This is a genomic window from Micromonospora sp. WMMD956, from assembly GCF_029626125.1.
In the GTDB taxonomy this organism is placed as follows: domain Bacteria; phylum Actinomycetota; class Actinomycetes; order Mycobacteriales; family Micromonosporaceae; genus Micromonospora; species Micromonospora carbonacea.
Window position 1 is genome coordinate 5,771,572 of record NZ_JARUBI010000005.1, and the last position, 25,152, is coordinate 5,796,723.

Annotated in this window: 19 protein-coding genes; 9 read left to right on the forward strand and 10 right to left on the reverse strand. The window is 72.6% G+C overall.

What is annotated here, in order from left to right:
• The first annotated feature begins 161 nt into the window (after nt 1-161).
• Together O7628_RS25325 and O7628_RS25330 are read left to right on the forward strand one after the other, a co-directional pair.
• Complete coding sequence (locus O7628_RS25325) at nt 162-851, forward strand: FCD domain-containing protein (protein ID WP_278134300.1); 690 nt, start codon at nt 162-164, stop codon at nt 849-851.
• Between the two features lie 29 nt (nt 852-880).
• Nucleotides 881-1,657, forward strand: a complete 777-nt coding sequence (locus O7628_RS25330) for an alpha/beta fold hydrolase (protein WP_278134302.1) — start codon at nt 881-883, stop codon at nt 1,655-1,657.
• A 45-nt stretch (nt 1,658-1,702) separates the two neighbouring features.
• On the opposite strand, the gene O7628_RS25335 is transcribed toward O7628_RS25330, so the two are convergent.
• The 4 genes from O7628_RS25335 to O7628_RS25350 form a co-directional block, all read right to left on the reverse strand.
• On the reverse strand, nt 1,703-3,235 hold the full coding sequence (locus O7628_RS25335; RefSeq protein WP_278134304.1) for a polysaccharide deacetylase family protein: 1,533 nt from the start codon (nt 3,233-3,235) through the stop codon (nt 1,703-1,705).
• A 112-nt stretch (nt 3,236-3,347) separates the two neighbouring features.
• The gene (locus tag O7628_RS25340) at nt 3,348-4,724 is read right to left on the reverse strand and encodes a glycosyltransferase (RefSeq protein WP_278134306.1); all 1,377 of its coding nucleotides are present in this window, start codon (nt 4,722-4,724) and stop codon (nt 3,348-3,350) included.
• 1 nt (nt 4,725) lies between these two features.
• Nucleotides 4,726-6,117: a nucleotide sugar dehydrogenase gene (locus tag O7628_RS25345; RefSeq protein WP_278134308.1), complete on the reverse strand. Its 1,392-nt coding sequence runs from the start codon at nt 6,115-6,117 to the stop codon at nt 4,726-4,728.
• Nucleotides 6,118-6,560: 443 nt separating this feature from the next.
• On the reverse strand, nt 6,561-7,952 hold the full coding sequence (locus O7628_RS25350) for a cellulase family glycosylhydrolase (RefSeq protein WP_278136400.1): 1,392 nt from the start codon (nt 7,950-7,952) through the stop codon (nt 6,561-6,563).
• 536 nt (nt 7,953-8,488) lie between these two features.
• On the opposite strand from O7628_RS25350, the gene O7628_RS25355 reads away from it, so the two are divergent.
• Nucleotides 8,489-9,538 (forward strand): ornithine cyclodeaminase family protein, encoded by a 1,050-nt coding sequence (locus tag O7628_RS25355; protein ID WP_278134309.1) that lies wholly within the window; start codon nt 8,489-8,491, stop codon nt 9,536-9,538.
• A 446-nt stretch (nt 9,539-9,984) separates the two neighbouring features.
• Here the strand turns inward: O7628_RS25355 and O7628_RS25360 are convergent, their stop codons facing one another.
• The 3 genes from O7628_RS25360 to O7628_RS25370 all read right to left on the reverse strand — a co-directional run bounded on the left by O7628_RS25360 (nt 9,985) and on the right by O7628_RS25370 (nt 14,440).
• The gene (locus tag O7628_RS25360) at nt 9,985-11,187 is read right to left on the reverse strand and encodes a hypothetical protein (protein WP_278134311.1); all 1,203 of its coding nucleotides are present in this window, start codon (nt 11,185-11,187) and stop codon (nt 9,985-9,987) included.
• A 1,056-nt stretch (nt 11,188-12,243) separates the two neighbouring features.
• Nucleotides 12,244-13,296, reverse strand: coding sequence for a S1 family peptidase (locus tag O7628_RS25365; protein WP_278134313.1), 1,053 nt, complete (start codon nt 13,294-13,296; stop codon nt 12,244-12,246).
• A 769-nt stretch (nt 13,297-14,065) separates the two neighbouring features.
• Nucleotides 14,066-14,440 carry a helix-turn-helix domain-containing protein gene (locus O7628_RS25370; protein ID WP_074478918.1) on the reverse strand — a complete coding sequence of 125 codons (375 nt, stop codon included), beginning with the start codon at nt 14,438-14,440 and terminating at the stop codon, nt 14,066-14,068.
• 73 nt (nt 14,441-14,513) lie between these two features.
• On the opposite strand from O7628_RS25370, the gene O7628_RS25375 reads away from it, so the two are divergent.
• Nucleotides 14,514-15,509, forward strand: coding sequence for a zinc-binding alcohol dehydrogenase family protein (locus tag O7628_RS25375; protein ID WP_278134316.1), 996 nt, complete (start codon nt 14,514-14,516; stop codon nt 15,507-15,509).
• A gap of 21 nt (nt 15,510-15,530) precedes the next feature.
• Here the strand turns inward: O7628_RS25375 and O7628_RS25380 are convergent, their stop codons facing one another.
• Both O7628_RS25380 and O7628_RS25385 read right to left on the reverse strand, forming a co-directional pair.
• Nucleotides 15,531-16,169, reverse strand: a complete 639-nt coding sequence (locus O7628_RS25380; protein ID WP_278134317.1) for a polysaccharide deacetylase family protein — start codon at nt 16,167-16,169, stop codon at nt 15,531-15,533.
• 10 nt (nt 16,170-16,179) lie between these two features.
• Complete coding sequence (locus O7628_RS25385) at nt 16,180-17,805, reverse strand: glycoside hydrolase family 43 protein (RefSeq protein ID WP_278134320.1); 1,626 nt, start codon at nt 17,803-17,805, stop codon at nt 16,180-16,182.
• Between the two features lie 246 nt (nt 17,806-18,051).
• On the opposite strand from O7628_RS25385, the gene O7628_RS25390 reads away from it, so the two are divergent.
• The 4 genes from O7628_RS25390 to O7628_RS25405 all read left to right on the forward strand — a co-directional run bounded on the left by O7628_RS25390 (nt 18,052) and on the right by O7628_RS25405 (nt 22,307).
• Entirely contained in the window at nt 18,052-19,347 is a 1,296-nt protein-coding gene (locus tag O7628_RS25390) for an extracellular solute-binding protein (RefSeq protein ID WP_278134321.1), read from the forward strand.
• A gap of 46 nt (nt 19,348-19,393) precedes the next feature.
• On the forward strand, nt 19,394-20,386 hold the full coding sequence (locus O7628_RS25395) for a sugar ABC transporter permease (protein ID WP_074478923.1): 993 nt from the start codon (nt 19,394-19,396) through the stop codon (nt 20,384-20,386).
• Nucleotides 20,383-21,222 (forward strand): carbohydrate ABC transporter permease, encoded by an 840-nt coding sequence (locus O7628_RS25400; protein WP_074478924.1) that lies wholly within the window; start codon nt 20,383-20,385, stop codon nt 21,220-21,222. Before O7628_RS25395 ends, O7628_RS25400 begins: the two co-directional genes overlap by 4 nt.
• A 95-nt stretch (nt 21,223-21,317) precedes the next feature.
• The gene (locus O7628_RS25405) at nt 21,318-22,307 is read left to right on the forward strand and encodes a LacI family DNA-binding transcriptional regulator (RefSeq protein WP_221486628.1); all 990 of its coding nucleotides are present in this window, start codon (nt 21,318-21,320) and stop codon (nt 22,305-22,307) included.
• Nucleotides 22,308-22,353: 46 nt separating this feature from the next.
• Here the strand turns inward: O7628_RS25405 and O7628_RS25410 are convergent, their stop codons facing one another.
• Entirely contained in the window at nt 22,354-24,060 is a 1,707-nt protein-coding gene (locus O7628_RS25410; RefSeq protein ID WP_278136401.1) for a family 43 glycosylhydrolase, read from the reverse strand.
• A 451-nt stretch (nt 24,061-24,511) separates the two neighbouring features.
• On the opposite strand from O7628_RS25410, the gene O7628_RS25415 reads away from it, so the two are divergent.
• Complete coding sequence (locus O7628_RS25415) at nt 24,512-25,150, forward strand: M23 family metallopeptidase (protein ID WP_278134325.1); 639 nt, start codon at nt 24,512-24,514, stop codon at nt 25,148-25,150.
• Nucleotides 25,151-25,152 lie beyond the last annotated feature (2 nt).

Genomic DNA, 25,152 nt, shown 5'->3' on the forward strand with positions numbered 1-25,152 from the left:
CATTCGGTGACCGGCGCAGCCCGGGACCCCGCTGCGGGGTGCCGGTCGTGTCAGGCCCCGCAGCGGCAGCCGAGGAGAAGCTCGTGCGGCAGCATGGGGAGTACTGTAACCACAACTCAGCTCCTCAGACAACCGGATAGGTATGGAAGGGTGAATCTCACATGTCACTAGGTGCCTTGCGGCCGTCCCCTCTGGTCGAGCAGGCCACCGACCGCCTGCGCGAGCAGATCACCGGCGGTGAATGGTCCGTGGGAACGAAGCTCCCCGGCGAGACCGCCCTGGCCAAATCCCTCGGTGTGGGGCGTTCGACCGTCCGTGAGGCCCTGCGGGCCCTCGCCGGCGCGGGGCTGGTGCAGGCGCGGCAGGGATCCGGTGTCTTCGTCATCGCGACCAGGCCCAGAGACGACTGGTCCACCCAGCTCCGCCAGGCGGTCATCACCGACGTCTACGAGGTCCGGATGCTCGTCGAGGTCGCCGCCGCGCAGCTTGCCGCGCAGCGCCGGACCGACGACGACATCGCTGCCCTGCACGGGGCCCTGACCAGGCGTCGCGATGCCGCGGACGCCGGCAACGCCGAGTTCGTCGCGGCCGACATCGCCCTGCACGAGCACGTGGTCGCCGCGGCGCACAACCCGGTGCTCACCGGCCTGTTCACCGAGTTCGTGCCGGTGCTGCAACAACGGCTGCTCGACCTGGTGGAGCTGCTCAGCCTGCGCTTCGACGACCCGAACCACGGCGACGAGGGGCACGCCGTGCTGGTGCGCGCCATCGTGGCGGGAGACGCCGAGGCGGCCGGGCAGGCGCTGCGCGACGAGCTCACGCGGACGCTCGCCCTGCTCCACTCCGTCTGACCTCCGCTTCCTCGCAGGAGGCGGTGGTCATGCGCGAAGCCACACCGTGGATACGGGGGTTCCCCGCGTCCGTGTCGCCCGGCACGCCCTGGACGGTCCTCTTCTTCCCCCACTCGGGCGGCTCCGCAGGCTCCTACCGGGACCTCGCGGCGCAGCTGGCCGGCACGGCCCGGACGGCGTGCGTCGAATACCCGGGGCGGGCGGAACGGGTGCGGGAGCCGCTCTTCACCGACGTGCACGTCCTCGCCGACCAGGCCGCGGACGCGGTCGCCGGGGCACGCGGGGACGGTCCGATGATCTTCTTCGGGCACAGCCTGGGCGCGGTGGTGGCCTACGAGGTCGTCCGGCGCATGCCCGACCAGCGGCAGCTCGTCCTCGTCGCCTCCGGGCATCCGGCCCCGTCCCGCCTCACGCTGTCCGGCCTGCTCGACGACGCCGGTTCGGCGGCCCCCGACGAGCGGCTGGCGGCACTCGTCAGATCGCTGGGAGGCGCCGACGCCGAGCTGCTGGAGCATCCGCTGCTGCGCCAGGTGTTCCTGCCGGTCATCCGCAGCGACCTCGTGGCGCACAGCCGCTACCGTCCCGACCCGGATTCGGTCGTCGGCTGTCCCGTCATCGCCCTCATGGGGGCCGCCGACCCCCTCACCACCGCCCCCGACGTGCAGGCCTGGGAGCGGCACACGACTTCGGGCCTGCGGGTGCACGTGTTCCCCGGGGGGCACTTCTTCACCAACCGACACCCCCGGGAAGTGGCGGACGTCCTGCGCCGGGTCATGACGACCGACCGGAACGCGCCCGCGCGGTGACGGCTGCCCGGGACGTCGGCCCACCTCGGCGGACGACGCCAACCGTCAGTCCGCGGCCCGCACGTCGAGGGCGGCGACCGACGGGTGCGGGCGGTCCGCCGCGTCGTCGACCGCCACCGCGAGCCCGCCGGTGGCGCGTGGCCCGGCCGGCGTCGCCACCCGCAGGGCGGGGCCGTCGTCGACCCGGGCGACGGTCTCACCGTCGCGCACCGTCACCGTCACCCGGTGGGTGGCGGCCGGGGCCAGGGCGGCCTCGGCGACCACCCGGTCGCCGCGCAGCAGCGCCACCCGGCCGTGCGCGACGCGCACCGACACCGGGTCGTCGCTGTCCACCCGGACCGTCAGGGTGACCGTGCCGCCGTCGGCCCGCAGCCCACGCGGCGTGGCGTCGACCGTGTAGTCGGTCCAGTCCGCGCTGGCGTAGGCGAGCAGCGTGCCGTAGGCGCGGCGCGGGCTGGCGGCGGTGAACCGGCCGGCGGTCAACGACGACAGGTCCGTCATCGGCTCGCCCTGCTGGTCGCGCCAGTCCCACGGGTTCGTGAACGGGGCGCTGACCCGCGCGGGCACCGCCGTGCGCTCGACGACCGCGCTGACCAGCTCGGCGGCGCTCGTCGTGGCGTACACCTCGGCCCGCTCGACCTGGCCACCGGCCGCGGACCGGCGGCTGCTCGGCTCGGGCCCCCGCGACTTGTTGGTCAGCGCGGCGGCGAACCGCCCGGCCACCAACTCGCGGCTGAACCCGGCCGCCGCCGGGTCGGTCACGGCGTCGCCGACCTCGGAGAACGGGTACGCGAACAACTGCGGCCGGGGCAGGTCGTGGGCGGCGAACGCGGCGAACATCGCGTCGAGATCGGCGGTGAGCCGCTGCCGGTAGGCGGCCAGGCTCTCCTGCGCCCCCGTGGCCGGATCCCACCGCCGGTGGGTCAGCGGCGAGCCCTGCGTGCCCGGCCCGGTCTGCACCCGGGTGTGCAGGTCGTGGGTGTGCGCCTGGAAGTCCCACCGGCCGGAGCGCGCCATCCGGGCGATCTCCGCCCAGCTCAGGTAGTACGGCCGGTGCTCGCCCACCTGGCCGGTGATCAGGTAGGAGGCGGCCACCATGTCGTGCCGGGCGAGGATCCGGTCGGCGTACGCCCACAGGCCCCGGGTGCCGTCGTCGAAGGTCAGGTAGACCGAGCGTTCCGGCACCGCGCCGCCGCGCAGGTAGTCGACGTACTGCGCCGTGGAGATCGACCGGTAGCCGGCCGCGCGCAGGGCGGTGAGCTGCGCGTCGAACTCCTCCGGGCTGACCACGTAGTGCTCCCGGCCGCCCGGCTCGGTCGCGGCCGGGTCGTCGCCGTGCGGCCGGACGTCGTGGTAGGCCACCACCACCGGCGCGGCCCGCTGCGGCATCCGGCCGGCCAGCTCCGTGAACCGGCGCAGGTCGGCCGGGTCGAGCCGGGTCACGGCGGTGTCCCGCTGCGCGCCGACGTGCCGCCGCAGGTCGGCGAGGTACCAGGAGACCCCGAACGGCGTCGCCACCACCAGCAGGGTGACCAGCGAGAGCAGCGCCCCCAGCGGGCGCGGCCACCAGCGCGTCACCGCAGCACCTCCCCACGGGTGAACACCACGACGTAGAGCGCGACCAGCGCCACGGCACCGGCGAGGGTGAGCGCCACCCGGGCCAGCCCGGCGAGCAGCCGCCGGCCCGCGTTCACACCGCGCTCCGCGACCAGACGCCGCGCCGGATCGTGCCCACCGAGTAGGGCAGCAGCCAGGACAGCACCGTGGCGGAGAGCACGCTCATCAGCGGCCGGTACGCCCAGCGCGGGTCGCCCGGGTTGTCCAGCCGGTAGGCCAGCCCCCAGAAGGTGCCCTTGAGCAGCACCCCGCACAGGTAGAGCAGCGGCACCGCCCACCAGCCGCGCAGCGGGGCCCACACCAGGTGGGCGAAGGCCATCACCGGGGCCACCGCCACCCACAGCGCGTGCCCGTAGTAGAGCGCCGCCGGGCCGGGCCCGCGCCGCCACATGAACGTGCCGGTGAAGAAGAGGTTGCGCACGTAGCTCTTCTTCCAACGGGTCTGCTGGCGCAGGAACGGGCGCGGCCGCGCCGGCACCGTCGTCCACACCCGCGCCGAGCGGACGTACCCGACCCGCCAGGCCCGGGGCGGGTGGTCCTCGTCGCGGACGAACGGCGAGTCGGCGAAGCGCTGCTTGAGGCGTACGCCGATCCAGCGCTGCCCGAGGACGTAGCCGGTGAGCTGCCGGTCGGTGGCGAAGCGGAACTCGCCGCCGAGGAACCGGTCCGCCGCCCAGGCCGGCAGGTAGTTGAGCACGGCTTCCCGCCGGAACACGGCCAGCGGGCCGGAGACGCAGGTGACCGCCCCGAACGACGCCTCGGCGGCCTTGGCCACCCGGAACTGGCCCTCGTACCAGACGTCCTGCACCCGGGTGAGCAGCGACTCGTCGGGGTTGAGCGCGCGGGCGTGCCCGCTGACCGCGCCGAGGTCCGGCTGCCGCAGCAGGGCCTCGACGCAGCGGCGCAGCGCGTCCGGGGCCAGGACGCAGTCGGAGTCGGTGAAGGCGAGCACGTCGCCGTCGGCGTGCCGGGCCCCGTGCACCAGGGCCCGCTTCTTGCCGACGTTGCGGGGCAGGTGCAGCACGGTGACGGGGAGCTCGGCGGCGAGCCGGTCCAGCACCTCGGCGGTGCCGTCGGTGGAGCCGTCGTCGACGACGATCACCTGCAACGGCCGGTGGTCGCTGCCGGTCATCGACCGCACGCACGCCTCGATCCCGTCGACCTCGTCCTTGACCGCCACCAGCAGGCTCACCCGGGGGGCCGGCGGCAGCGGCGGGAACGTGGCCGCGTGCCGGGGGTGCGCCGGGGCCTCGCTGGGGTCCTCGTAGCGGGCGTAGGCCAGGTAGAACACGGCGACGGTGGCGGTGAGCACGGCGAACCCGTAGTACGCCGCCAGCGGCGCGTACGGCAGCTGGGGCAGCTGCCGGGCCAGCAGAGCGATCAGCGGGAGCAGGCAGAGCGCGACGAGCAGCCGGCGCAGGCCGCGCCGGACCGGTTGGAGCGCGGGCATCTCAGACGACCTCGCGGCGCGGCAGCCCGGTCATCCGGTAGGTGGCGTCGAGGACCATCGGCTGGGTGGCCAGCCACGCCTCGTCCAGGTCGGCCTGGGCGGTGTGCACGACGACCAGGTCCCACTCCCGCTCGGTGTGGTCGGTCAGCCGGCGCAGGGTCGCCCCGTCGGCCGTGCGGACCGACGCGACGAGGTCGTCGACGAAGCCGACGTCCGCGCCGGCCCGGACCAGCTCGCTGATGATCTCCAGCGCCGGCGACTCGCGGACGTCCGCGACGCCGGGCTTGTAGGTCACCCCGACCAGCAGGACGCGGGCCCCGAGCAGCGTACGGCCGGCGCCGGCGAGCAGGTCGCGGACCCGCTCGACGACGCGGCGGGGGCGGGCGGAGATGCCCCGCATCGCGGTCTCGATCAGCGGCGCCTCGCGGCGCTGCCCGCGCAGCTGCCACAGCAGGTAGTGCGGGTCACAGGGGATGCAGTGCCCGCCCACCCCGGGGCCGGGCTGGAAGGCCATGAACCCGTACGGCTTGGTGGCCGCCCCGTCGATCACCTCGGTGACGTCCAGGTGCAGGTCCCGGCAGAGGTCGGCGAACTCGTTGGCCAGGGCGATGTTGACGGCCCGGAAGGTGTTCTCCAGCAGCTTGGTCATCTCGGCGGCCTCGGGCGAGCCGAGCCGGTGCACCCGGGGGGTGATCCGGGCCAGCGCCGTGGCGGCCCGCGCCGTGCAGTCCGGGGTGACCCCGCCGACGACCCGGGGGGTCAGCTCCTGGCGGTGCCCGTCGTTGCCGGGGTCGACCCGTTCCGGCGCGAAGGCCACCCACACCTCCTGCCCGACCCGCAGGCCCCGGGCGGCCAGCGGTTCGACCAGCAGGTCGCGGGTGGTGCCGACGTAGCTGGTCGAGGTGAGCACGATGGTCTGACCGGGGCGGGCGTGGGCCACCACCGCGGCGCAGGCCGCCCGCAGCGCGGTGAGGTCCGGGTCGAGGTGGCGGTCCACCGGCGTGGGGACGCAGATCAGCACCGTGTCGGCGTCGGCGACCTCGGCGATCGAGGTGGTGAGCCGCAGGGCCGGGTCGGCGGCCCGCATCGTCTCCCGGAGCCGCTCGCGGTCGACGTCGAGCAGGTCGGCCCGGTCGGCGCGGATGTCGTCGAGCCGGGCCGGGTCGATGTCGACGCCGATCACCCGCGCGCCGCTGCCGACGAGGGCCAGGCTGGTGGGCAGGCCGACGTAGCCGAGGCCGACCACGGCGGTGCGGGCCCCGGGGGCGACGGGGGCGGCGACGGCGATGGCCGGGTCAACGGCCGGCGACGACGGGGCGGCCGGGATGGGCGGGGTGACCGGGGCGACGGCCGGCGGGAGGGGCCGGTCGGCGGCGGGCAGGAGCTGCGACATGGTCGGGGCCCTTACGCACGGTGAACGGGAACGACTCAAGAGTGCCGAGCCCACCGCCCCGAAGGCGCTCCCACGAACAGCCGACCGGCGACCGAAATCTGCGACCACCCCCTGTCCGATCGGTCAGTTTTCCCTGTTCAAAACCGCCCAGAAGTCCCGCGGGAGACGCAAACCGCTACCCTCGTCAGCCCCACCAGACACGCACCCCCCACCGCCCCCACTGTCCCACCCAAAGTAAGAAGCATCACTAGCAGTAACCGCCCGGGCTGCCCCCACCCCACCCCTGCCCCCACCCCACCCCACCCCACCCCGCCCCTGCCCCCACCCGGCCCTGCCCCCGCCCCGCCCCACCCCCGCCCGGTGATCAAGAGGAAAGCGTCAAAGTTGATCTCGGGAATGACACTTTCCTCTTGATCACCGGGGGTTGGGCGGAGCCGGGGATGCTAGAAGGTGTCGGGGGTGCGGATGCGGTCGCGGATCCAGGCGCCGGCCGGCTTGAGGCGGCTCGTGCCGCTGAACTGGCCGCTGCCGCAGGTGCCGGTGGTGAAGACCGCCCCGGAGCGGAAGTCGTCGGAGAAGTTCCAGTTCGTCCAGCTGATCTTCTTGCTGGCCATCAGGTCGAGGTAGCGCTGGGCCATGGCGAAGTCGTTCGGGCCGTCGCCGGAGTAGTCCTGGGTGCCGAACTCGGTGACGAACAGCGGGAGCCGGTCGGCGGCCCGGGCGAAGGTGTCGTAGTACGCGTCGCCGTGCGAGGCGGCGTAGAAGTGGAAGACGTACATGAGGTTGCCGCCGGCGACCGGGTTCGCCGCGATCGTGTCCACCCCGCCGCCGCTGCCGGAGACGCCGAGGGACGACCAGTCGGGGGTGCCGACCAGCACCACGGCCTCCGGGTCGCGGCTGCGGATGACCGGGACGACCTGGTCGGCGTAGCTCTTGATGGCGCTCCACGGCACGCCGTTGGGCTCGTTGGCGATCTCGTAGAGCACGTTGACCTTGTCCTTGTGCCGCTCGGCGATCTCCGCGAAGAAGGTGCGCGCCCGGGCCAGGTTGACGTTCGGGTCACCGGGGCTGAGCATGTGCCAGTCGACGATGGCGTACATGCCCCGGGCGGTGGCAAGCTCGATGTAGTGGTGCACCAGGTCGGTGAAGCGGCGCGGGTCGGTCTCGTACCCGTCCTCCTGGACGTACATCGAGATGCGCAGCACGTCGGCGTTCCACTCGCGGGCGAGCACGTCCAGCGAGGCCGGGGTGGCGCAGTTCGCGTACCACTGGATGCCGTGCGTGCTCATGCCGCGCAACTGGATCGCGCGGCCGTCGCGGTTGCAGAGCTGGCGGCCGCAGACGCGGAGCTGGCCGTTGGCGGCGACCGGGGAGACGGCGGCGGGCGGAGGCGTCGTGGGCGGCGCGGTGGTGGCGGGGGGAGTGGTGGTGGGCGGCGGGGCGGTCGTCGGGGTGCCGCCGCCTGAGCAGGGCTGGCCGTTGAGGGTGCAGCCGGTCGGGCCGCCGGTGCCGGTGGCGACGAAGCCGAAGGTCACCGAGGCGCCCGGGGCGACCGTGCCGTTCCAGGACCGGTTGGCGAAGGCGTGGTGCTGGCCGCTGCTGGTCAGCAGCGCGTCCCAGTACGAGCCGATGGTGGTGCCGGCGGGCAGGTCGAACTCCAGCCGCCAGGAGCTGATCGTGGTGCTGCCGGAGTTGGTGATCCGGTAGCTGCCCTCCCACCCGGAGCCCCAGTCGTTCACCTTGGTGAAGCTCGCGGTCGGCGTCGCCGCCGCGCCGGCGGTGCCGGTCAGGGCGAGCGGGGCCAGCGTGAGGGCCGCGAGGAGGCCGGCGGCCAGGAGCGTTCTGCCGCGAAGTCGCACGGGTGCCTCCGGGAGGGGGAAGGTGGCCTGAGTCCTCGCACTATAAGGAAAGTTAAGTGTTGTGGCAACGAGGGCTGTCGATGCGCCGGCGTCCCGCCCTGTCCCGCGCCACTCGGCCCGCCCCGCCCCGGCTCGGGTCCCCGGCCGGACACGCTCCCCGCGGGTCGTGTCGCCGCGGTGGCGCGAGTGGTGAAAGAGAGTGACTCGCGTTGATGTTTCGTGATTCGCTCCGGTTGTGTTTACGGTCCGGAGGTGGGAATGGCGTGAATATTGGATGTGAAAACGATGTGAATCGGAGTGCGGCGGCGTCCCCGGGCCTCGCGGTTGCTTCGGCCATTGCCGTACGCCGTTGCGGCAACTACTATTCGATGTTGTCGCATGCCGATGGATGTTGATTGACTCCTATGGATTTGCTGGTGACTCTTTCCGGCCGAGTGCGGCCGATCGTGTCTTTCGTGCAGAAAGAACTTCCGGGATCGAGGCAGCGGCTCTACAGACAGGGTTTCAGCGAGATGCTCATTCTGACCCAGCGGCACATCGGCCGGATAATGGAAGAGATCGGCGTCGACGCATTGCTGACGGAACTGGTCTCGCGTCTCGGCGACAAATTCGTCGAGGTGCACAAGGGTGTGGCCGAGCTGTCGCCCGCCCGGGGGGCGTTCGAGCGGGAGGGGCCTGCCCCGGGGGTGATCGAGTGGATGCCGCACCGCGAACGGAACGAGAGCACCACCATCAAGGTCGTCTCGTACAGCCCGTGGAACGTCGACGACCACGGCCTGCCGACGATCACCGCCTGCGTGGCCCGCTTCGACGACCGGACCGGGCGTACGACGGTGGTGGCCGACGGCGCGGCGCTCACCGCCCTGCGCACCGGCGCCGCGTCGGCGCTCGCCAGCCGGGCGCTGGCCCACCCCGACAGCCGGACGGTCGGGCTGATCGGCTGCGGCGCCCAGGCGGTCGCCCAACTGCACGCCCTGAGCCTCGTCTTCCCGGTCGACCGGGTGCTGGCCTGGGATGTCGACCCCACCCACCTGGCCTCCTTCGGCCGCCGGGCCGGCTTCACCGGGCTCGCGGTGACGGCGGCGAGCCCCGACGAGGTGGCGAGGTCGGCCGACATCCTGGTGACGGCGACGTCGGTGGGCATCGGCGCCGGTCCCGTCTTCCCGGACACCGCGCTGCGGGAGCACCTGCACGTCAACGCGGTCGGCTCCGACATCATCGGCAAGGTCGAGCTGCCCCGGACGCTGGTGGACCGGGCGCTGGTCTGCCCCGACCATCCCGAGCAGGCGGCGCGGGAGGGCGAGAGCCAGGTCCTCGATCCGGGGCGCCTCGGCCCCTCGCTCAGCGAGATCTGCGCCGACCCGGGCCTCGTGGCCGATGCCCGGTACGGGCAGACGGTCTTCGACTCGACCGGCATCGCGCTCGAGGACCACGTCGCGCTGGACCTCTTCGTCGAACTGGCCGCGCAGCTCGGGGTGGGCACCGAGGTCGACTTCTCCGACGAGCCGACCGACGTGCTGAACCCGTACGCCGTCGGCACCGTGGCGCGGTCGGTGCGCTGACGGCCGAGCCGTCCCGGCGGCACCCGCCACCCCGGCACCCTGCCCGCCCGAGGCGGCCGAGGGTGGCTGCGCTCGCGCATCTGGTCGCCCCGGTCGGGCGCGTCGGCGGGCCGGTCCCACACTCCACTGCCCGCCCCGGTCGCGGGGTCGCCGCCGGTGGCCGCTCCGGCTGCGGGCGGCCGGACGGCGGCTGCGCCGAACGCCGCTGGGCCGACGCCCGCGGCGGGGACGCGGCGACAACTGTGAACTGACGCCCACGCGGGGACGCGGGACAACTGTGAACTGACGCCTACGGCGGGGACGGCGCCGGCTGCCGTGGTGGCAGCCGGCGCCGTCCCCGCCGCTTCGGGCGTCCGCCCGGCCCGCGGGACCAGCGGGCCGGGCGGCGGGCTGCCGGGCCGCAGCCCGGTCGTCGCCCCGATCGTGGCGCGGTGCGCCGGGGCCGCTCAGGCCGAGCAGCCGTGGGGACCCTCGGTGGTGAGCGTGGCCAACGAGCAGATCGTCACCAGCGGGTAGTACGCCCCCATGATCGACGCGGCGGTCTCCGCCGAGCTGTTCATCGGCACGTTCTGCACGGCGTACGGGAAGTCCTCCACCGGCAGCAGGTGGCGGAGGAGGACCATGTGCGGGACCGTCGGGTACGAGACGGAGAAGGGCACGAAGGTGGTGTTCCTGACCTCCTCGATGGCCGCCCGCTGCCCCTCCGTGCCGAGGACGAAGGCGTAGTTCCCGTGTCGGTCGATCCGGGTCTCGTCGTTGTAGCGGCAGCCGTAGCTCGTCGACCCGTCGGCGAACCGGTTGATCACGACGGGCTTGTACTGGCCGCCCAGGTTGGTGCACATCGACCAGTAGCGGACCTCGGCGCGCCGGCGGGGCCAGGAGACCGGTCGGTTCCCGGAGACCGCCTCTGGCGCCCGGCCCCGGATCACGACGACGTGGTCCGGCCCCGGCGGGACGAGCCAGGTGCCGAGGTAGGCGTTGTCCGGGTTCGGCGCGAGGTTCTCCACCTCGGAGGTGCGGGTGAACAGCTTGTCGCCGGTTATCGGGGGAGGACTGGGGCGGTCCGCGAGGCCCGCGGGGCCGTCCTCGGCCGGCTGGCCGGCCGGCCCGTCCTCCGCCGGGGCGGCGGGCGGCGCGGCGGACGGGGTGGCGGGTGGCGTGGTGGTGGGGAGCGGCGAGGTGGTGGGGGACGGCGGCGGCGGGCTGGCCGTCGGGGAGGGCGGCGGCGCGGTCGGGGACGGGGTCGGCGGCGGGGCGGGCGGGCAGGTGGGCAGCGTCTTGGACACACCGCCCTGGGTCAGGGTCACGGTCGGCAGGACCACCGTCGAGTCGCCGCCGCTGGGCAGGTAGACCCGGTAGATCACCGAGGCCTTCGCCCCGGGCAGGGCGTCCTCCCGGGACAGCGGCAGCCGGTTGGGCTGCCCCTGGGCCACGTCCGGGCTGAGCGTGATGGTGAACCGGCCGCCGGGCCTCCTGACGCCCTGCCACGGGTTGGCGCTGCCCGGGTCCGGGGCGATGAGGTGGTCGGGCAGGCTGGAGCTGGCGCCGTTACGACTGAACCAGGTGGGCTTGTCGTCGTAGACGGTGAAGGACGCGTAGCGGGCGTCCGGGAAGACCCCGGAGATGGTGATCTCCAGATCCTCCGTCACCGGGTAGACGGTCGACCAGTAGGTGGCGGCGCTGTCGGGCCAGTAGGCATTCAGCCCCGTAACCCCGTATTTCGACGCCCACGCGCACTCGGGCATCACGATGGTGGTGGCGGCCGGGCCCTGGGCGTCGACAGGTGCGGCTGTCAGAGGAAGGGCCAGTGCAATCAGCCCGGACGTCAATAGGAGTGCCCGGCCCGCACTCCGAATCGTTTTTCCCGGAACGGGTATCGTCATGTGATCGACTTGACCACACGGATATTGCAACAAGGTTACAACCGGATCAGCGGTGGACAATTTCCGCCGTTCGGCCCAGGGTGATTCGGTGCCTTCGCTGATAACGGCCGCCCGGAGGGCTAAGCGTTCGTTCCTGGCAATGCGTCGAAATCCGCCTCATTCAACGGAAAGGGCGCACTCGGCCGATGTGGAGTCCCCGCCCGCCGATCGGCCGCCGGCGCCCACGCGGTCCCGGATCCTGTTGCGGCGTAAGGCGGTCCTCGGCCGGGGCGGGTCGACCGGACGGCGCGGGAACTGCTTTCCCATGGCCTGCGGATCGCGTCCGTCGCCGCGCCCACCGGCGCTGTTGTCGGTGGTGGGCCGTCCCACGGTCGGCGCGGAAAAGGCCGTGCTCCCGTCGTGGGCGATTCGACTCCCGCACCCCATTCCCACGTCACCGTCAGTCGTGGCCGGACGGGCTGGTCCTCGCGACGCGGCATTGTCGCCGAACCGTCACCGCCGGCGGTTCACCGGGGCCGGCGCGCACGCGTGCCGGGGCGAATCGCGCGGGCGGCCGTCCCCCCTTCGTGTGCCGGGCCGAAAAGCGCCGCGACAGGCGGTGGAAAGGCGTTCACCAGGAAATTCGGCGCCGGTGGAGGCGTGCGCCCACCCGGCGAGCCACCGCGCGCGTGAGGGCGGGCGCGTGAGGGCGGGCGGGTGACGGCGGGCGGGTGACGGCGGGCGCGTGACGGCGGGCGCGTGACGGCGGGCGCGTGACGGCGGGGCGGGACGCCGCAGCAGCCTGGCGTCCCGCCCCGCCCAGTCGGTCGGTCGGTCAGTTGGTCAGACGATCTCCACCCCGTAGACGCCGAGCGCCTCGGTCACCGGTTGGAAGTAGGTGGTGCCGCCGGAGGAGCAGTTGCCGTTGCCGCCCGAGGTGAGGCCCAGGGCGGTGCTCCCGCTGAACAGCGCGCCGCCGCTGTCGCCCGGCTCGGCGCAGACGGTGGTGCGGATCAGCCCGGTGACGGAGCCCTCGACGTAGTTCACCGTGGCGTCGACCGCCTCGACCGTGCCGCCGTGCAGGCCGGTGGTGCTGCCGGAGCGCTCCACGCTCTGCCCGACGAAGGCGTCGGCGGCCTCGGTGATGTCCTGGGTGGTGCCGTCGTAGCGGGAGACGCTGCCGTCGGCGGCCGCCGCGCTGCTGTGTGTGACGATGCCGTAGTCGTCGCCGGGGAAGCTGCCCGTGCCGCCGGAGCCGAGCAGGCTGCTCTGCCCGGAGTCGGCGTACCAGTTGGCGGCGATGTCGGTGCAGTGCCCGGCGGTGAGGAAGTAGTAGGAGTCGCCGCTGCGGACGTTGAAGCCGAGCGAGCAGCGGCCGCCCCCCTCGGCCCAGATGGCGTCGCCGCCGGCGGCGCGGATGCTGAGCGTCCCGGCTTCCCGCTCGATGCGGACGCTGCCGCCCAGGCGCTCGGCGACGGCTTCGACGCGCTGGAGCTTCGCGCCGGTCACGGTGCTGTCGACGGAGACGACGACCTGGTTGGTCGCCGGGTCGGTCCACCACGCGGTGCCGGGGATCCGCGCGGAGCTGTCGAGGGCGGCGGTGGCGCGGGCGAGTTCGCCCGCGCCGCGGGTGACGAGCTTCGGGGTGGCGCCGGCCGCGCGGACCTTGCGGGCGGCGGCGTCGTCGGTCACGGTGACGACCATGGTGCCGTCGGCGCGGGCGTACGCCCCGCCGGAGCGGTCGCCGAGCGCGGCGGCGAGCGCGGTGACCGTGTCCGGGGAGGCGGGCGTCGCGGGTGCGGCCTGGGCGGGAGCGCCGGTCAGCGCGCCGACGACCAGCGCGCCGGCCACCGACGCGGCGGTGGCGCGGTGCAGCGGGGACCCGGAGAGTCGCATGTGGTACCTCCTGGAGCTGAGCACGGGCAGCCTTTCGGGCCGCCCCGGGCAGCCGATCGGCTGGTGGGGCCCACCCGATCGGAGGCGTCGAAGTATTCATAGGTTTAACAATCATGGCAAGAGTGACGGTTGGCCTGGCTCGGCCGTATCTCACACCTTGGGTCCCGACAGTCCGACGCGCGGCAACTCCGATGGTTGGTGCCGGTTTAGCGAGTTTCCCCAGGCCGTCCGGCCGTGGTCCGCGCATTCCCGGCGACGGGCTTAGTCGCCCCGTGACCGGATTGCGGGACGGTCGGAAAAAGTGGCGTCCGCGCCCCGGTGAGATTGCTCTGAATGGATGTCTTGTGAATGTGAGCGGTCACAAGATAGCCTCCGCTTGCGGGGCGAAGGGCTGATCCGCAGCGGCAACGACCAGACCCTGCCGATCGGCCCCTGCAACCTGCGCTTCCTCTATCAGGGGCTGGACCCGAAAGCGGGGGGGGCGAGTACAACAACCTGCCCTGGCGGCTGGGCCTGATCACCCAGACCAACTCCACCTGCTGACGGCGTTCGTCGGCGGGTCGACGCTCCGGCGTCGGTCGGACCACGGCCGGCGTCGGGATCACCACCGGCAGGGCACCGGCCACAGGCGGGCGCGCAGGCGTCGGCCGGCCGAGCCGGTGGGGCCGGTGCGGAGGGGGCGAGCTCCGCACCGGCCCCGTGGTGTGCTCCGGGCCGCCCGGCAGGCGGTGCCGCGGCGGTCGCGCGGGCCGACCGGCGCCGGCCGGGACTACCGACCGTCCGGCGCGCCCGTCCGCGCCGGGAACCGCTCGATGTTCGCCACCACCCAGCGACGCAGCCGGGCCAGCGGCTCGCACGCGTCCCACCCGAGGGCGGTCAGGGAGTATTCGACGTGCAGCGGCACCGCCGGATACACCGTGCGGTCGACGAGGCCGTGTTCCTCCAGCCGGCGCAGGGTGGCGGTGAGCACCTTCGGGCTGATCCCGTCGAGGCGGGCGCGGAGCTCGCCGAAGCGCCGGGGCCCGTCCTCCAGCGCCCCGAGCGCCAGCGCGCTCCACTTGTTGGCCAGCAGGTCCAGGATGTGCCGGCACGGGCAGGACGCGTCGTAGACGTCGTGGGCCCGGCCGCAGGCGGTCGTGAGCACCCGGCCATCGTAGTTCCCTTCGGATACCAATGACCGTTGACGGTAACTAGGGCCGTCGAAATAGCGTCCGGGCATGGCTGAACTGATGCGTGCGGTCGGTTACCGCAGGAACCTGCCCAGCTCCGATCCGTCGTCGCTGCTCGACCTGACCCTTCCCGTCCCGACACCCGGTGACCACGACCTCCTGGTCCGGGTCGAGGCCGTCTCCGTCAACCCGGCCGACGTCAAGGTCCGCGCCGGCAGCGCCCCGGGCGACGAGCCGAGGATCCTCGGCTACGACGCGGCCGGCGTGGTGGAGCGGGTCGGCCCGGCGGTCACCCTCTTCGCCCCCGGCGACGAGGTCTGGTACGCGGGCTCGCTGGCCCGGCCCGGCACGAACTCCGAGCTGCACCTGGTCGACGAGCGCATCGTCGGGCCGAAGCCGGCCTCGCTGGACTTCGCCGAGGCCGCGGCGCTGCCGCTGACGGCGCTCACCGCGTGGGAGTCCCTCTTCGACCGGCTCCGGCTGACCGCCACCAGCACCGGCACCCTGCTGGTCCTGGGCGCGGCCGGCGGCGTGGGCGCCATCCTCGTGCAGCTCGCCCGGCACCTGACCGACCTCGAGGTCGTCGGGACGGCGTCGCGCCCGGAGTCCCGGCGGTTCGTCCTCGACCAGGGGGCGCACCGGGTCGTCAACCATCACGAGGACCTGGCCGAGGCGCTGCCCGGCGGCGTGGACCACGTCTTCAGCCCGTTCTCCGCCGGGATGGTCGGGACCTTCGCCCGGATCGTGCGCCCGTTCGGGGCCGTGGTCGCCATCGACGAGCCACCGGGCCTGGACCTGCTGCCCCTCAAGGCCAAGAGCATCGCCTGGCACTGGGAGCTGATGTTCACCCGGCCCCTGCACGACCCGACCAGCCTCGCGCAGCACCACATCCTGCGGCGGGTCGCCGAGCTGGTGGACGAGGGGGTCCTGCGTACCACGATGACCACGCGGATCGACGGCATCGACGCCGCCAACCTGCGCCGGGCGCATGCCGCCGTCGAGAGCGGCGCGACGATCGGCAAGATCGTCCTCGCCGGGTTCTGAGGACCGCCCGCCGCAGCGGCGTCAGGGCCAGTCCGGCCGCCGGGGCAGGGCGAACCGCCAGCCCTGCGCCGCCAGCGCGGGCACGACGCGCTCGACCGCGTCGACGGTCTGGCCGCGGTCGCCCCCGCCGTCGTGCAGCAGCACCACGGCCCCCGGGGTGATCCCGTCGCGCAGGCGGCGCACCAGCTCGTCGACGCCCGGCGGGTCCCAGTCGCCGACGGCCAGCCGCCAGCCGAGCGGCCGCATGCCCAGGGCGGCGGCCACCGCGGGGCTGCGGCCCCAGGCGCCGTAGGGGGCGCGGAAGTACGGGATCCGCGCCCCCGGCACCGCACGGCGGATGGCGGCGTCGGCCTCCCGCAGGTCCGCCTCGATCCGCTCCGGCGGCCAGGAGCTCATGTCCTCGTGGCGCATGCTGTGGTTGCCCAGCGTGTGCCCGGCGGCCACGATCTCGCGTGCCACCTCGGGGTGGGCGTCGACCTGCTCGCCCCACAGGCAGAACACGGCCGCGATGCCGTGCCGGCGCAGCACGTCGAGCAGGCGCGGCGTGGCGGCGGGGTTCGGCCCGTCGTCGAAGGTGAGGCCGAGGACCCGCCCCCCGCCACGGGTGGTCTCGACGATGTCGGCGCTCACCCCGGGGCGGGGCGCGGGGACGGGGCGCATCGGGGGGCCGTCAGTGTTCCCGGTAGGTGGCCAGGTCGAAGTCGGCGTGGGCGCCGTCGCCGCCGAGGTCCTGCACCCACAGCCCGAGCAGGGCGCCGGTGAAGCCCCACGCCGCCGGCTCGCCGTCGATGATCAGCGCGGCGTGCTCGTCGGACAGGATCGTCGCGTCCAGCTCCACCGGGACCCGCCGCCACCCCGCGCCGAGGTCGTACCAGAAGCGCACGACGGGCCCGTCGAACTCGGCCCGCAGGCCGACCGGGCCGGTGCCGGGCGCGTCGACGGTGAGTTCGGGGTACGCGGTGCGCCGCCCGCTGTCGGAGCTGAGCAGCTCCAGCACCCGCCGGCCGTCGTCGGACCGGGTCAGGTAGAGGTGGTGCCAGTTGAGGGTGTTGTAGTAGGCGGTGACCCCGGCGAGCTGGTAGTGGTCGACCGGGTCGAACTCGACGACGGCCTCCAGCGAGCAGTGCGTGGCGCCGACGCGGCGCGCGACCAGGCTCGGCCGCTGCTTGCCCACCGGTGACTGTCCACCGTGGATGCGCAGGTGGGAGGGGCGGCTGCGCAGGTCCACCCAGTCGTCGGTGGCGGGCCGGCGCAGCGTCGACCAGGCTGCGCCCAGCTCGCCGGTGTCGAAGTGGTCGGTGGCGGGCTCCTCCGGCCACGGGTGCAGGGGCAGGCCCGGCCCGGCCACCTCGTCCGCCGGGACGCCGCCGGGGACGCTCGGCCAGCCGCCGGCGGGCCACTCGACCCGCTGGATGGCGGTCTCCCGCCCCAGCACGCAGTTGCCCAGCGGGGTGTAGGGGCGGCCGACGAGGTGCGCCAGGTACCAGTCGCCGTGCGGGGTGCGCACCAGGCTGCCGTGCCCGGCCTTCTGCAACGGCAGGTCGGGCCGGCCCACCGAGGTCAGCAGCGGTCCCGCCGGGTCCACCTCGTACGGCCCCAGCAGCTCGCGGGAGCGGGCCACGGTGACCTGGTGCTCCCAGCTGGTGCCCCCCTCGGCGGTGACCAGCCAGTACCACCCGTCGTGGCGGTAGATGTGCGGGCCCTCGGTCAGCCCGACCGACGTGCCGGTGAACAGCAGTTGGGGGCGGCCGACGAGGCGGCGCTCGGCGCGGTCGTAGCGCTGGATCTCGATGCCGGCGAAGCGGTCGCGCCCGGGTCGCCAGTCCGCGCGCATGCTCAGCATCCAGGTGGTGCCGTCCTCGTCGTGGAACAGCGACGCGTCGAAGCCGCGGCCGTGCAGCTGCACCGGATCCGACCAGGGACCGGCGATGTCGGGGGCGGTGATCAGGTAGTTCTGCGGGTCCCAGTAGCCGCTGGCGAAGCTGGCCACGTCGCTGTAGACGAGGTAGAACTGCCCGTCGTGCCAGGTCAGGTCGGGCGCCCACACCCCGTTGGAGTCGCCGCAGCCGCGCAGGTCGAGCAGGCGGCGCTCGGTGACGATCCCGCCGAGCGGACGCCAGTGCACGAGGTCGCGGGAGTGGTGCACGCGGACGCCCGGGAACCACTCGAAGGTGGAGGTGGCCAGGTAGTAGTCGTCGCCGACCCGCAGGATCGACGGGTCCGGGTGGAACCCGGGAAGGACGGGGTTGCGGATCGACCGGGCAGCGGTCGCCACGTCAGCGGTCTCGGTCGACACGTCGGCTCCTCTGGTGCGGCTTTCGGAACTTCCGGACGCTCGGCCCGGATTATCGGTAGGTGCCGACCACGGTAGCCGTTGACGTCGCCTTAGGACAGACCCCTTGACCCGGACATACGCTACGTCGTAGCGTGCCCGCCATCGATCGGTAATACCGGCGAAGCATTGGAACTTCCGAAGATAACGTCGAGTCCTGCCGGCTCGATCAGCATCCGAGCACCTCGTGAGTCCCCGAAGGGATGGACCATGTCAGCGCACCTCTCCCGCAGAACGCTGCTCGGCCTCGTCGGCGCCGGCGCCGGCGCCTACCTGCTCAGCGGCTGTAGCGGCGACGACGAGTCGGGCGACCCGAACGCCCCGCAGACCATCGACTGGTGGCACATCCAGAACACCGAGCCGATGCTGCCGGTGTGGGCGGCGGCGGCCGAGGAGTACAAGACCGCGCACCCGAACGTCAAGATCGAGATCCAGCCGCTGGAGAACGAGGCGTTCAAGGCCAAGCTGACCACCGCCACCCAGGCCGGATCCCCGCCCGACCTGTTCCAGTCGTGGGGCGGTGGCGTGCTCCGCCAGCAGGCGGAGGCCGGCCTGGTCAAGGACATCACCGACGACGTGCAGCCGTGGATCGGGAGCCTGCTGCCCCTGTCCCTGGAGCCGTACACCATCGACGGCAAGATCTACGGCGTGCCGTTCGACGTCGGCATGGTCGGCTTCTGGTACAACAAGGATCTCTTCGCCAAGGCCCAGATCACCGAGCCGCCGACCACCTGGGCCGGGCTGCTCGACACGGTCCGCAAGCTCAAGGCCGCCGGCATCGTGCCGATCGCGCTGGCCGGCAAGGAGAAGTGGCCGGCCCACTTCTACTGGGCGTACCTGTCCATGCGCATCGGTGGGCTCGGCGCGCTCCAGCAGGCCGCCAAGGACAAGAACTTCGACACCCCCGACTTCGTGGCGGCCGGCGACCGGCTCAAGGAGCTGGTCGACCTCCAGCCGTTCCAGAAGGGCTTCCTCGGCGCCGAGTACGGCTCCCCGGACGGCCAGGCCGCCACCATGGGCAACGGCGGCGCCGCGCTGGAGCTGATGGGGCAGTGGGCGCCGTCCGTGCAGGCGTCCAGCTCCACCAGCAAGAAGGGCATCGGCGACAAGCTCGGCTTCTTCCCGTTCCCGGCCGTCGACGGCGGCAAGGGCTCCGCCACGGAGGTGTTCGGCGGCGGCAACGGCTTCGCCGTCGGCAAGGACGCCCCCGCGGCGACCCTCGACTTCCTCAAGGCCCTGCTCAGCGTCGACAGCCAGCGCAAGTCCGCCAAGACCGGCGCGGTGCTGCCGACTGTCAAGGAGGCGACCGACGCGATCGCCGACCCCAACAACAAGACCGTCGCGCAGGCCCTGGCCAGCGCCACCGGCTTCCAGCTCTACCTCGACCAGGCGTACCCGCCCGCCGTCGGCCAGCAGGTCAACGACAGCGTCGCCGAGCTGATCGCCGGCAACAAGACGTCCGCGCAGATCCTCAAGGACATCACCGCGGTCGCGAAGAGCCAGTAGTCGTCCCCCGCCCCGTGGCCCGCTGAGAGAATCGAGTGGAACACGTATGACCAGGCCATCGACCGTGCCGGAGACCAGGCGCGGCGGCCCGGCGACCGACCCGCCGGGGCCGGGCACCGCGCGACGGCGCGGCGCCCGGCCCCGGCCGGGCCGCCGCCGCGTCCTCGCCATCTTCCTGACCCCGGCCCTGGCGCTGTTCCTGCTGCTGGTCATCGCCCCCATCGTGGTGGCCAGCTACGCCAGCCTCTACAAGTGGAACGGCTTCAACCTGCCGGAGAACTTCGTCGGGCTGGACAACTACACCCGCGCCTTCGGCGACCCGACGTTCCGCGGCGACCTGTGGCACGGCCTCGTGCTGATCGTGCTGTCGCTGACCGTCCAGCTGCCCGTCGCGCTGGGCCTGGCCATGCTGCTCAACCAGCCCCTGCGGGGCCGCAGCATTTACCGGCTGATCTTCTTCGCCCCGTACGTGCTCTCCGAGGTCACCACGGCCGTCCTGTTCAACCTGGTGTTCTCGCCGAACCGCGGGCTGGGCGACTCGATCGCCCGGTGGCTCGGCTCCGACGCCGGCACGATCTTCGCCGACCCGGACACCGTGCTGTTCGCCGTCTTCATGATCGTGTCCTGGAAGTACTTCGGGCTCTACATGATGCTCTTCCTGGCCGCCCGGCAGAGCATCCCCAAGGAGCTGAACGAGGCCGCCACCACCGACGGCGCCGGCCCCTGGCAAGCATTCCGGCACGTCACCCTGCCCCTGCTCGGGCCGACGATCCGGATCAGCGTCTTCCTGTCGGTCATCGGCACCATCCAGTTGTTCGACATGGTCTGGGTGCTCACCGGCGGCGGCCCCATCCACGCCTCCGAGACCATGGCCGTGACGATGTTCCAGTACGGCTTCCGCCGCTTCGAGGTCGGCTACGCCAGCGCGATCAGCATCATCATGTTCCTGCTGAGCTTCGTGTTCGCCCTCATCTACCAGCGCGTCGTGCTGCGCCGCGACACCGAGGGCGCGATCACCAACCAGGGAGACAACCGATGACCAGCACGGCGAACCCCGCCCTGCGGGCCCGCCGCCTCGTGTTGCACCTCGTCTGCATCGTCGTCGGCGCGGTCATCGTCGTGCCGGTCTGGTTCGGGGTGCTCGGCGGGTTCAAGGACAACGGCCAGCTGTCCGTCAACCCCCTCGGCCTGCCCGACCCGTGGGTGCCGAGCAACTACACCGACATCCTCACCTCCGAGGTGTTCTGGCGGCAGCTGGGCAACAGCGTCCTCATCGCGGTGACCGGCACGTTCATCATGGTCGCCGCGGCGGCGATGGCCGCGTTCGTCTTCGCGCGCTTCGCGTTCCGGGGGCGGGAACTGCTGTTCACCCTGTTCGGCGTGGGGCTGATGTTCCCGTTCGCGGTGGCCATCCTGCCGCTGTTCGTGCTGCTGCGCAGCATGGAACTGCTGGACAACCCCCTCGGGGTGATCCTGCCCCAGGCCGCCTTCGGCCTGCCGATCACCGTCATCATCCTGCGGCAGTTCTTCCGCACCATCCCCGGCGAGGTCGAGGAGGCGGCGATCCTCGACGGGTGCAGCGCGTTCGGGTTCTTCTGGCGGATCCTGCTGCCGATGGCCCGCCCCGCGCTGGCCACCGTCTCCGTGCTGGCCCTCGTGACCAGCTGGAACAACTTCATGCTCCCGCTGGTGGTGTTCACCGACCAGAGCTGGTGGACCCTGCCCGTCGGGGTCCAGGCGTTCCAGGGGCAGTACTCCGACGACACCGCCCGGGTGCTCGCGTACGTCGTGCTGTCGATGGTGCCGGCCCTCGGGTTCTACGCCGTGGCCGAACGCCAGCTCATCAGTGGTCTCTCGGGCAGCGTGAAGGGGTGACCCGAGGCCGCTGCGATAGCCTTCTGCGACCGTAGCCAGGTGAGACGAAAGGGCGGACCGTGGGTTCCGACAGCAGCCGAAACGTCACCATCGCGATGATCGCGCGTCTGGCCGGCGTTTCCGTGCCCACGGTCTCCCGGGTCATCAACGGCCGCTCCGACGTCGCCCCCCAGACCCGGGAGCGCGTCGAGGAGCTGCTGACCCGGCACGGCTACCGTCGCCGGCTGCCCAGCCGGCGCAGCAGCTCCGCCCTGATCGACCTGGTCTTCAACGACCTGGACAGCCCCTGGGCCGTGGAGATCATCCGGGGGGTGGAGGACGTCGCCCACAGCAGCGGCGCGGGCACCGTCGTCTCGGCCATCCACCAGCGCACCTCGGCGGCCAAGCAGTGGCTCGACAACATGCGTGGCCGGTCCACGGAGGGGGTCATCTTCGTGACCTCGATGGTGGCGCCGCCATTGCAGGCCGAGCTGCGCCGGCTCAACCTGCCGGTGGTCATCGTCGACCCCGCCGGCGTCGCCCCGCAGGAGGCGCCCACCATCGGCGCCACCAACTGGGCGGGCAGCCTGGAGGCCAACCAGTTCCTGCTCGGCCTGGGCCATCGGCGCGTCGGCTTCATCGCCGGGCCGCCGCAGCTGATGTGCAGCCGGGCCCGGCTGGACGGCTACCGGGCGGCGCTCGACGCCGCGGGGATCGCCGTCGACGACGCCCTCATCCGGCCGGGCAACTTCTATCACGAGTCCGGCTACGCCGCCGGGACGCAGCTGCTGGCGTTGCCCGACCCGCCCACCGCGATCTTCGCCTCCAGCGACCAGATGGCGCTCGGCGTCTACGAGGCGGTCCGCAAGCGCGGCCTGCGGGTGCCCGACGACGTGAGCGTGATGGGCTTCGACGACCTGCCCGAGGTGCGGTGGTGTTCCCCGCCGCTGACCACCATCCGGCAGCCGCTCGTGGAGATGGGCATGCTGGCGGCGCGTACCGTGCTGCGGCTCGCCCGGGGCGAGCGGATCGAGAGCCCACGGATCGAGCTCGCCACCGAGCTCGTGGTCCGCGACAGCACCGCGCCCCCGTCCCGTACGCGCTGACCGGGGGCGGGCCTGGTCCGGCCCACCCCCGGTCACCGTCGCGGGGTCAGGAGGACGTGCAGGCGAGGTTGGTGGGCGCCTGGGCGCTGCCGGTGCTGGAGGCGATGTAGCCGGCCGTGGTCGAGCCGCCGGCGGACAACTGCCCGTTGTAGGCGGCGTTGGTCACGGTGACCTGGCTGCCCTGCTGGCCGAAGGTCGCGTTCCAGCCCTGGGACAGCGACTGCCCGCTGGGCAGCGAGAAGGTCACCCGCCAGCCGCTGATGGGGACGCTGCCGGTGTTGGTGATGGTGAGCCTGCCCTCGTAGCCGCCGGACCAGGAGCCGACCTGCGTGTACGTGACGCCGCACGCCTGCCCGGCCGGCGGGGTGGTGGGCGGCGGGGTGGTGGGAGCGGGCGTGGTGGGGGCCGGGGTCGTGGGGGCCGGGGTGGTGGGCGTGGGCGTCGGGTCGCCGCCGGTGCCGAACTGCCACCAGTTGAGGTTGAACAGGTTGCCGCTGCCGCCGACGAACCGTAGGTACAGGTCCTGGGTGCCGGTCGCGCCGGTCACCGGGCAGGACACCGTCTGCCACGTCTGCCAGCCGCCGGTGACCGGCACCGTGCACGCGGCGACCCGGGTGCCCGTCGGGCTGCCCAACCGCGCCTCGATCGTGCCACCACTGCCGGCCGAGGCCACCCGCGCGCTCAACGACGCCGCGCCCGACCCGAACGCCACCCCCTTCACCTTGACGTAGTCACCGTTGTTGAGGAAACCCACGTTCATCCCACCCTCACTGGCAGGCTCCGTCTCCACCCCCACCGACCAGGCGATCGTCTCCGCCTCCTGCCGCACATACGGATTCAACGTCCCGATCTGCGGCGCCCCGCCGGTGGTCATGTTCATGCTCGGGATCGTCCCGTCACTACGGTAGGAGAACTTCTCCACCGCCACCGACCGGGTGTAACCACCCCCACCCGGCAACGCCCCGTTGTGATAGAAGAAATACGACCCGCCGTTGAAGTCGATCACCCCCGGATGGTTCGTGAAACTACCGCCCTGCCGCGGCATCACCGTCCCCCGATACGTCCACGGCCCCGTCGGACCCGGCGCCGTCGAGTAACCGATGAACTCCGAACAACACTCCGCCGCGAACACGTTGTAGTACATGCCGTTACGCTTGTACACCCACGGCCCCTCCTCATACAGAGTCGGCCGGGACGCGTTACCCGTCCGCGTCCCGAACCCCGCCGTGGTCAACGGAATCTTCGTCGGACTCCCCGAATACGAGACCATGTCCGCGTTCAACCTCACATACCACAGGTTCGGGTTACCCCAGTACAGGTACGCCTGCCCATCATCGTCGATCATCACGTTCGGATCGATCTCACCGTTACCCACCAACGGACGACCGATCGCATCCCGGAACGGCCCCGTCGGACTGTCAGCCACCCCGACACCGATCACCATCCCACCACCACGCTGCTTCACCGGCACATACCAGTAGAACCTGTTGTTCCGCGCCACGACGTGACCCGCCCACGCGTCCGCCTCCGCCCACGAGAACGTGGCCAGGCTCATCGGCGAACCATGATCAGTCCAGTTCACCATGTCCGCCGACGAGAACACCCGCCAGTCCTTCATCGTGAAATACGTCGACCCATCCTCGTCGTGACCGGTATAGAGATAGACCCGACCGTTGTAGACCAACGGCGCAGGATCCGCCGTATAGATCGTCTGCACAATCGGATTGTCCGCCCGCGCCGGGGCGGCGAACAGCGTGGAGACGCAGAGCAGCGCCGCCACGAAGGCGACGCCGCGCCTGAGTCTGGTGCCGGTCAGGGTTTTCACGGATACCTCCCGAGACGGGGGCAGCGCACCTGGAACGGGTGCCTGCCGGGGGTGGGTGGGCGCAGGGGCGGCCGCCCGGCGTCCGCCCGGGAACGGCGGCGCGGTCGGCCCTGGTAGGGGCTGCGATGTCACGGGTCGGGGCGGGCCCTGGCGTCCACGGGGACGCCGGGCGTGCTCGTTCCCGGCTGGTGCTCCGGCTCTGCCGCCCCGGATCGGCGATCCCGGTGACGGCGGCGGAGCGTGCCCTTCGCTCCTGAGAGGCAGGATACTTGTTACCGTTAACACGAACAAGACGGGGATCGATGTCTCGGCGTGGGCCCGGCGCGGGGCCGCCCACCCGGGGCCGGTGGCGTGGCCGGGGTCTGCCATGCTCGGCACGATGACGACCGGCCGCCCCACCAGACGCCGCCCGCGCCGCCGGGCCGTCCTCGTCGTCCTCGCGCTCGGGACGGTGATCGCGCTCGTCGCCGTCGCCGGGGTCGCCTGGCGGTTCCTGCGGCCACCGGGCCCGCGCCCCCTGTTCCAGCTCCCCGTCGCCTGCGGCGAGACGTGGCAGCTCGGCACCTACCCCGGGCACGACGACTACGACGTCGACCTGTTCCCCAAGCGGGGCGAGGCGTGGGGGCGGCCGGTGCTCGCCTCGTACGCGGGCACGGTGACCGTGGCCGGGATCAACGGGTCGCTGGGCGGCCGTACCCCCGACGACCCGGACGGTCCGCGCGGGCGGGGCGGCGGATACTGGGTGAAGATCGACCACGGCGGCCGGTGGGAGACGCAGTACCTGCACCTGCTCGAACCGCCGCTGGTCCGCGAGGGCCAGCGGGTCGCCCAGGGCGAGCAGATCGGGCGGGTCGGCAGCACCGGCAACTCCGGCGCGCCGCACCTGCACTACGAGCAGCGCCGGGGCTGGGAGAAGGTCGAGACCTGGTTCGACGGCGAGCCGTCGGGCATTACCCACGACGACACCGAATACACGGTCACCCGCAAGAGCAACAACTGCGCCGCCGGCCGGCCGTAGCC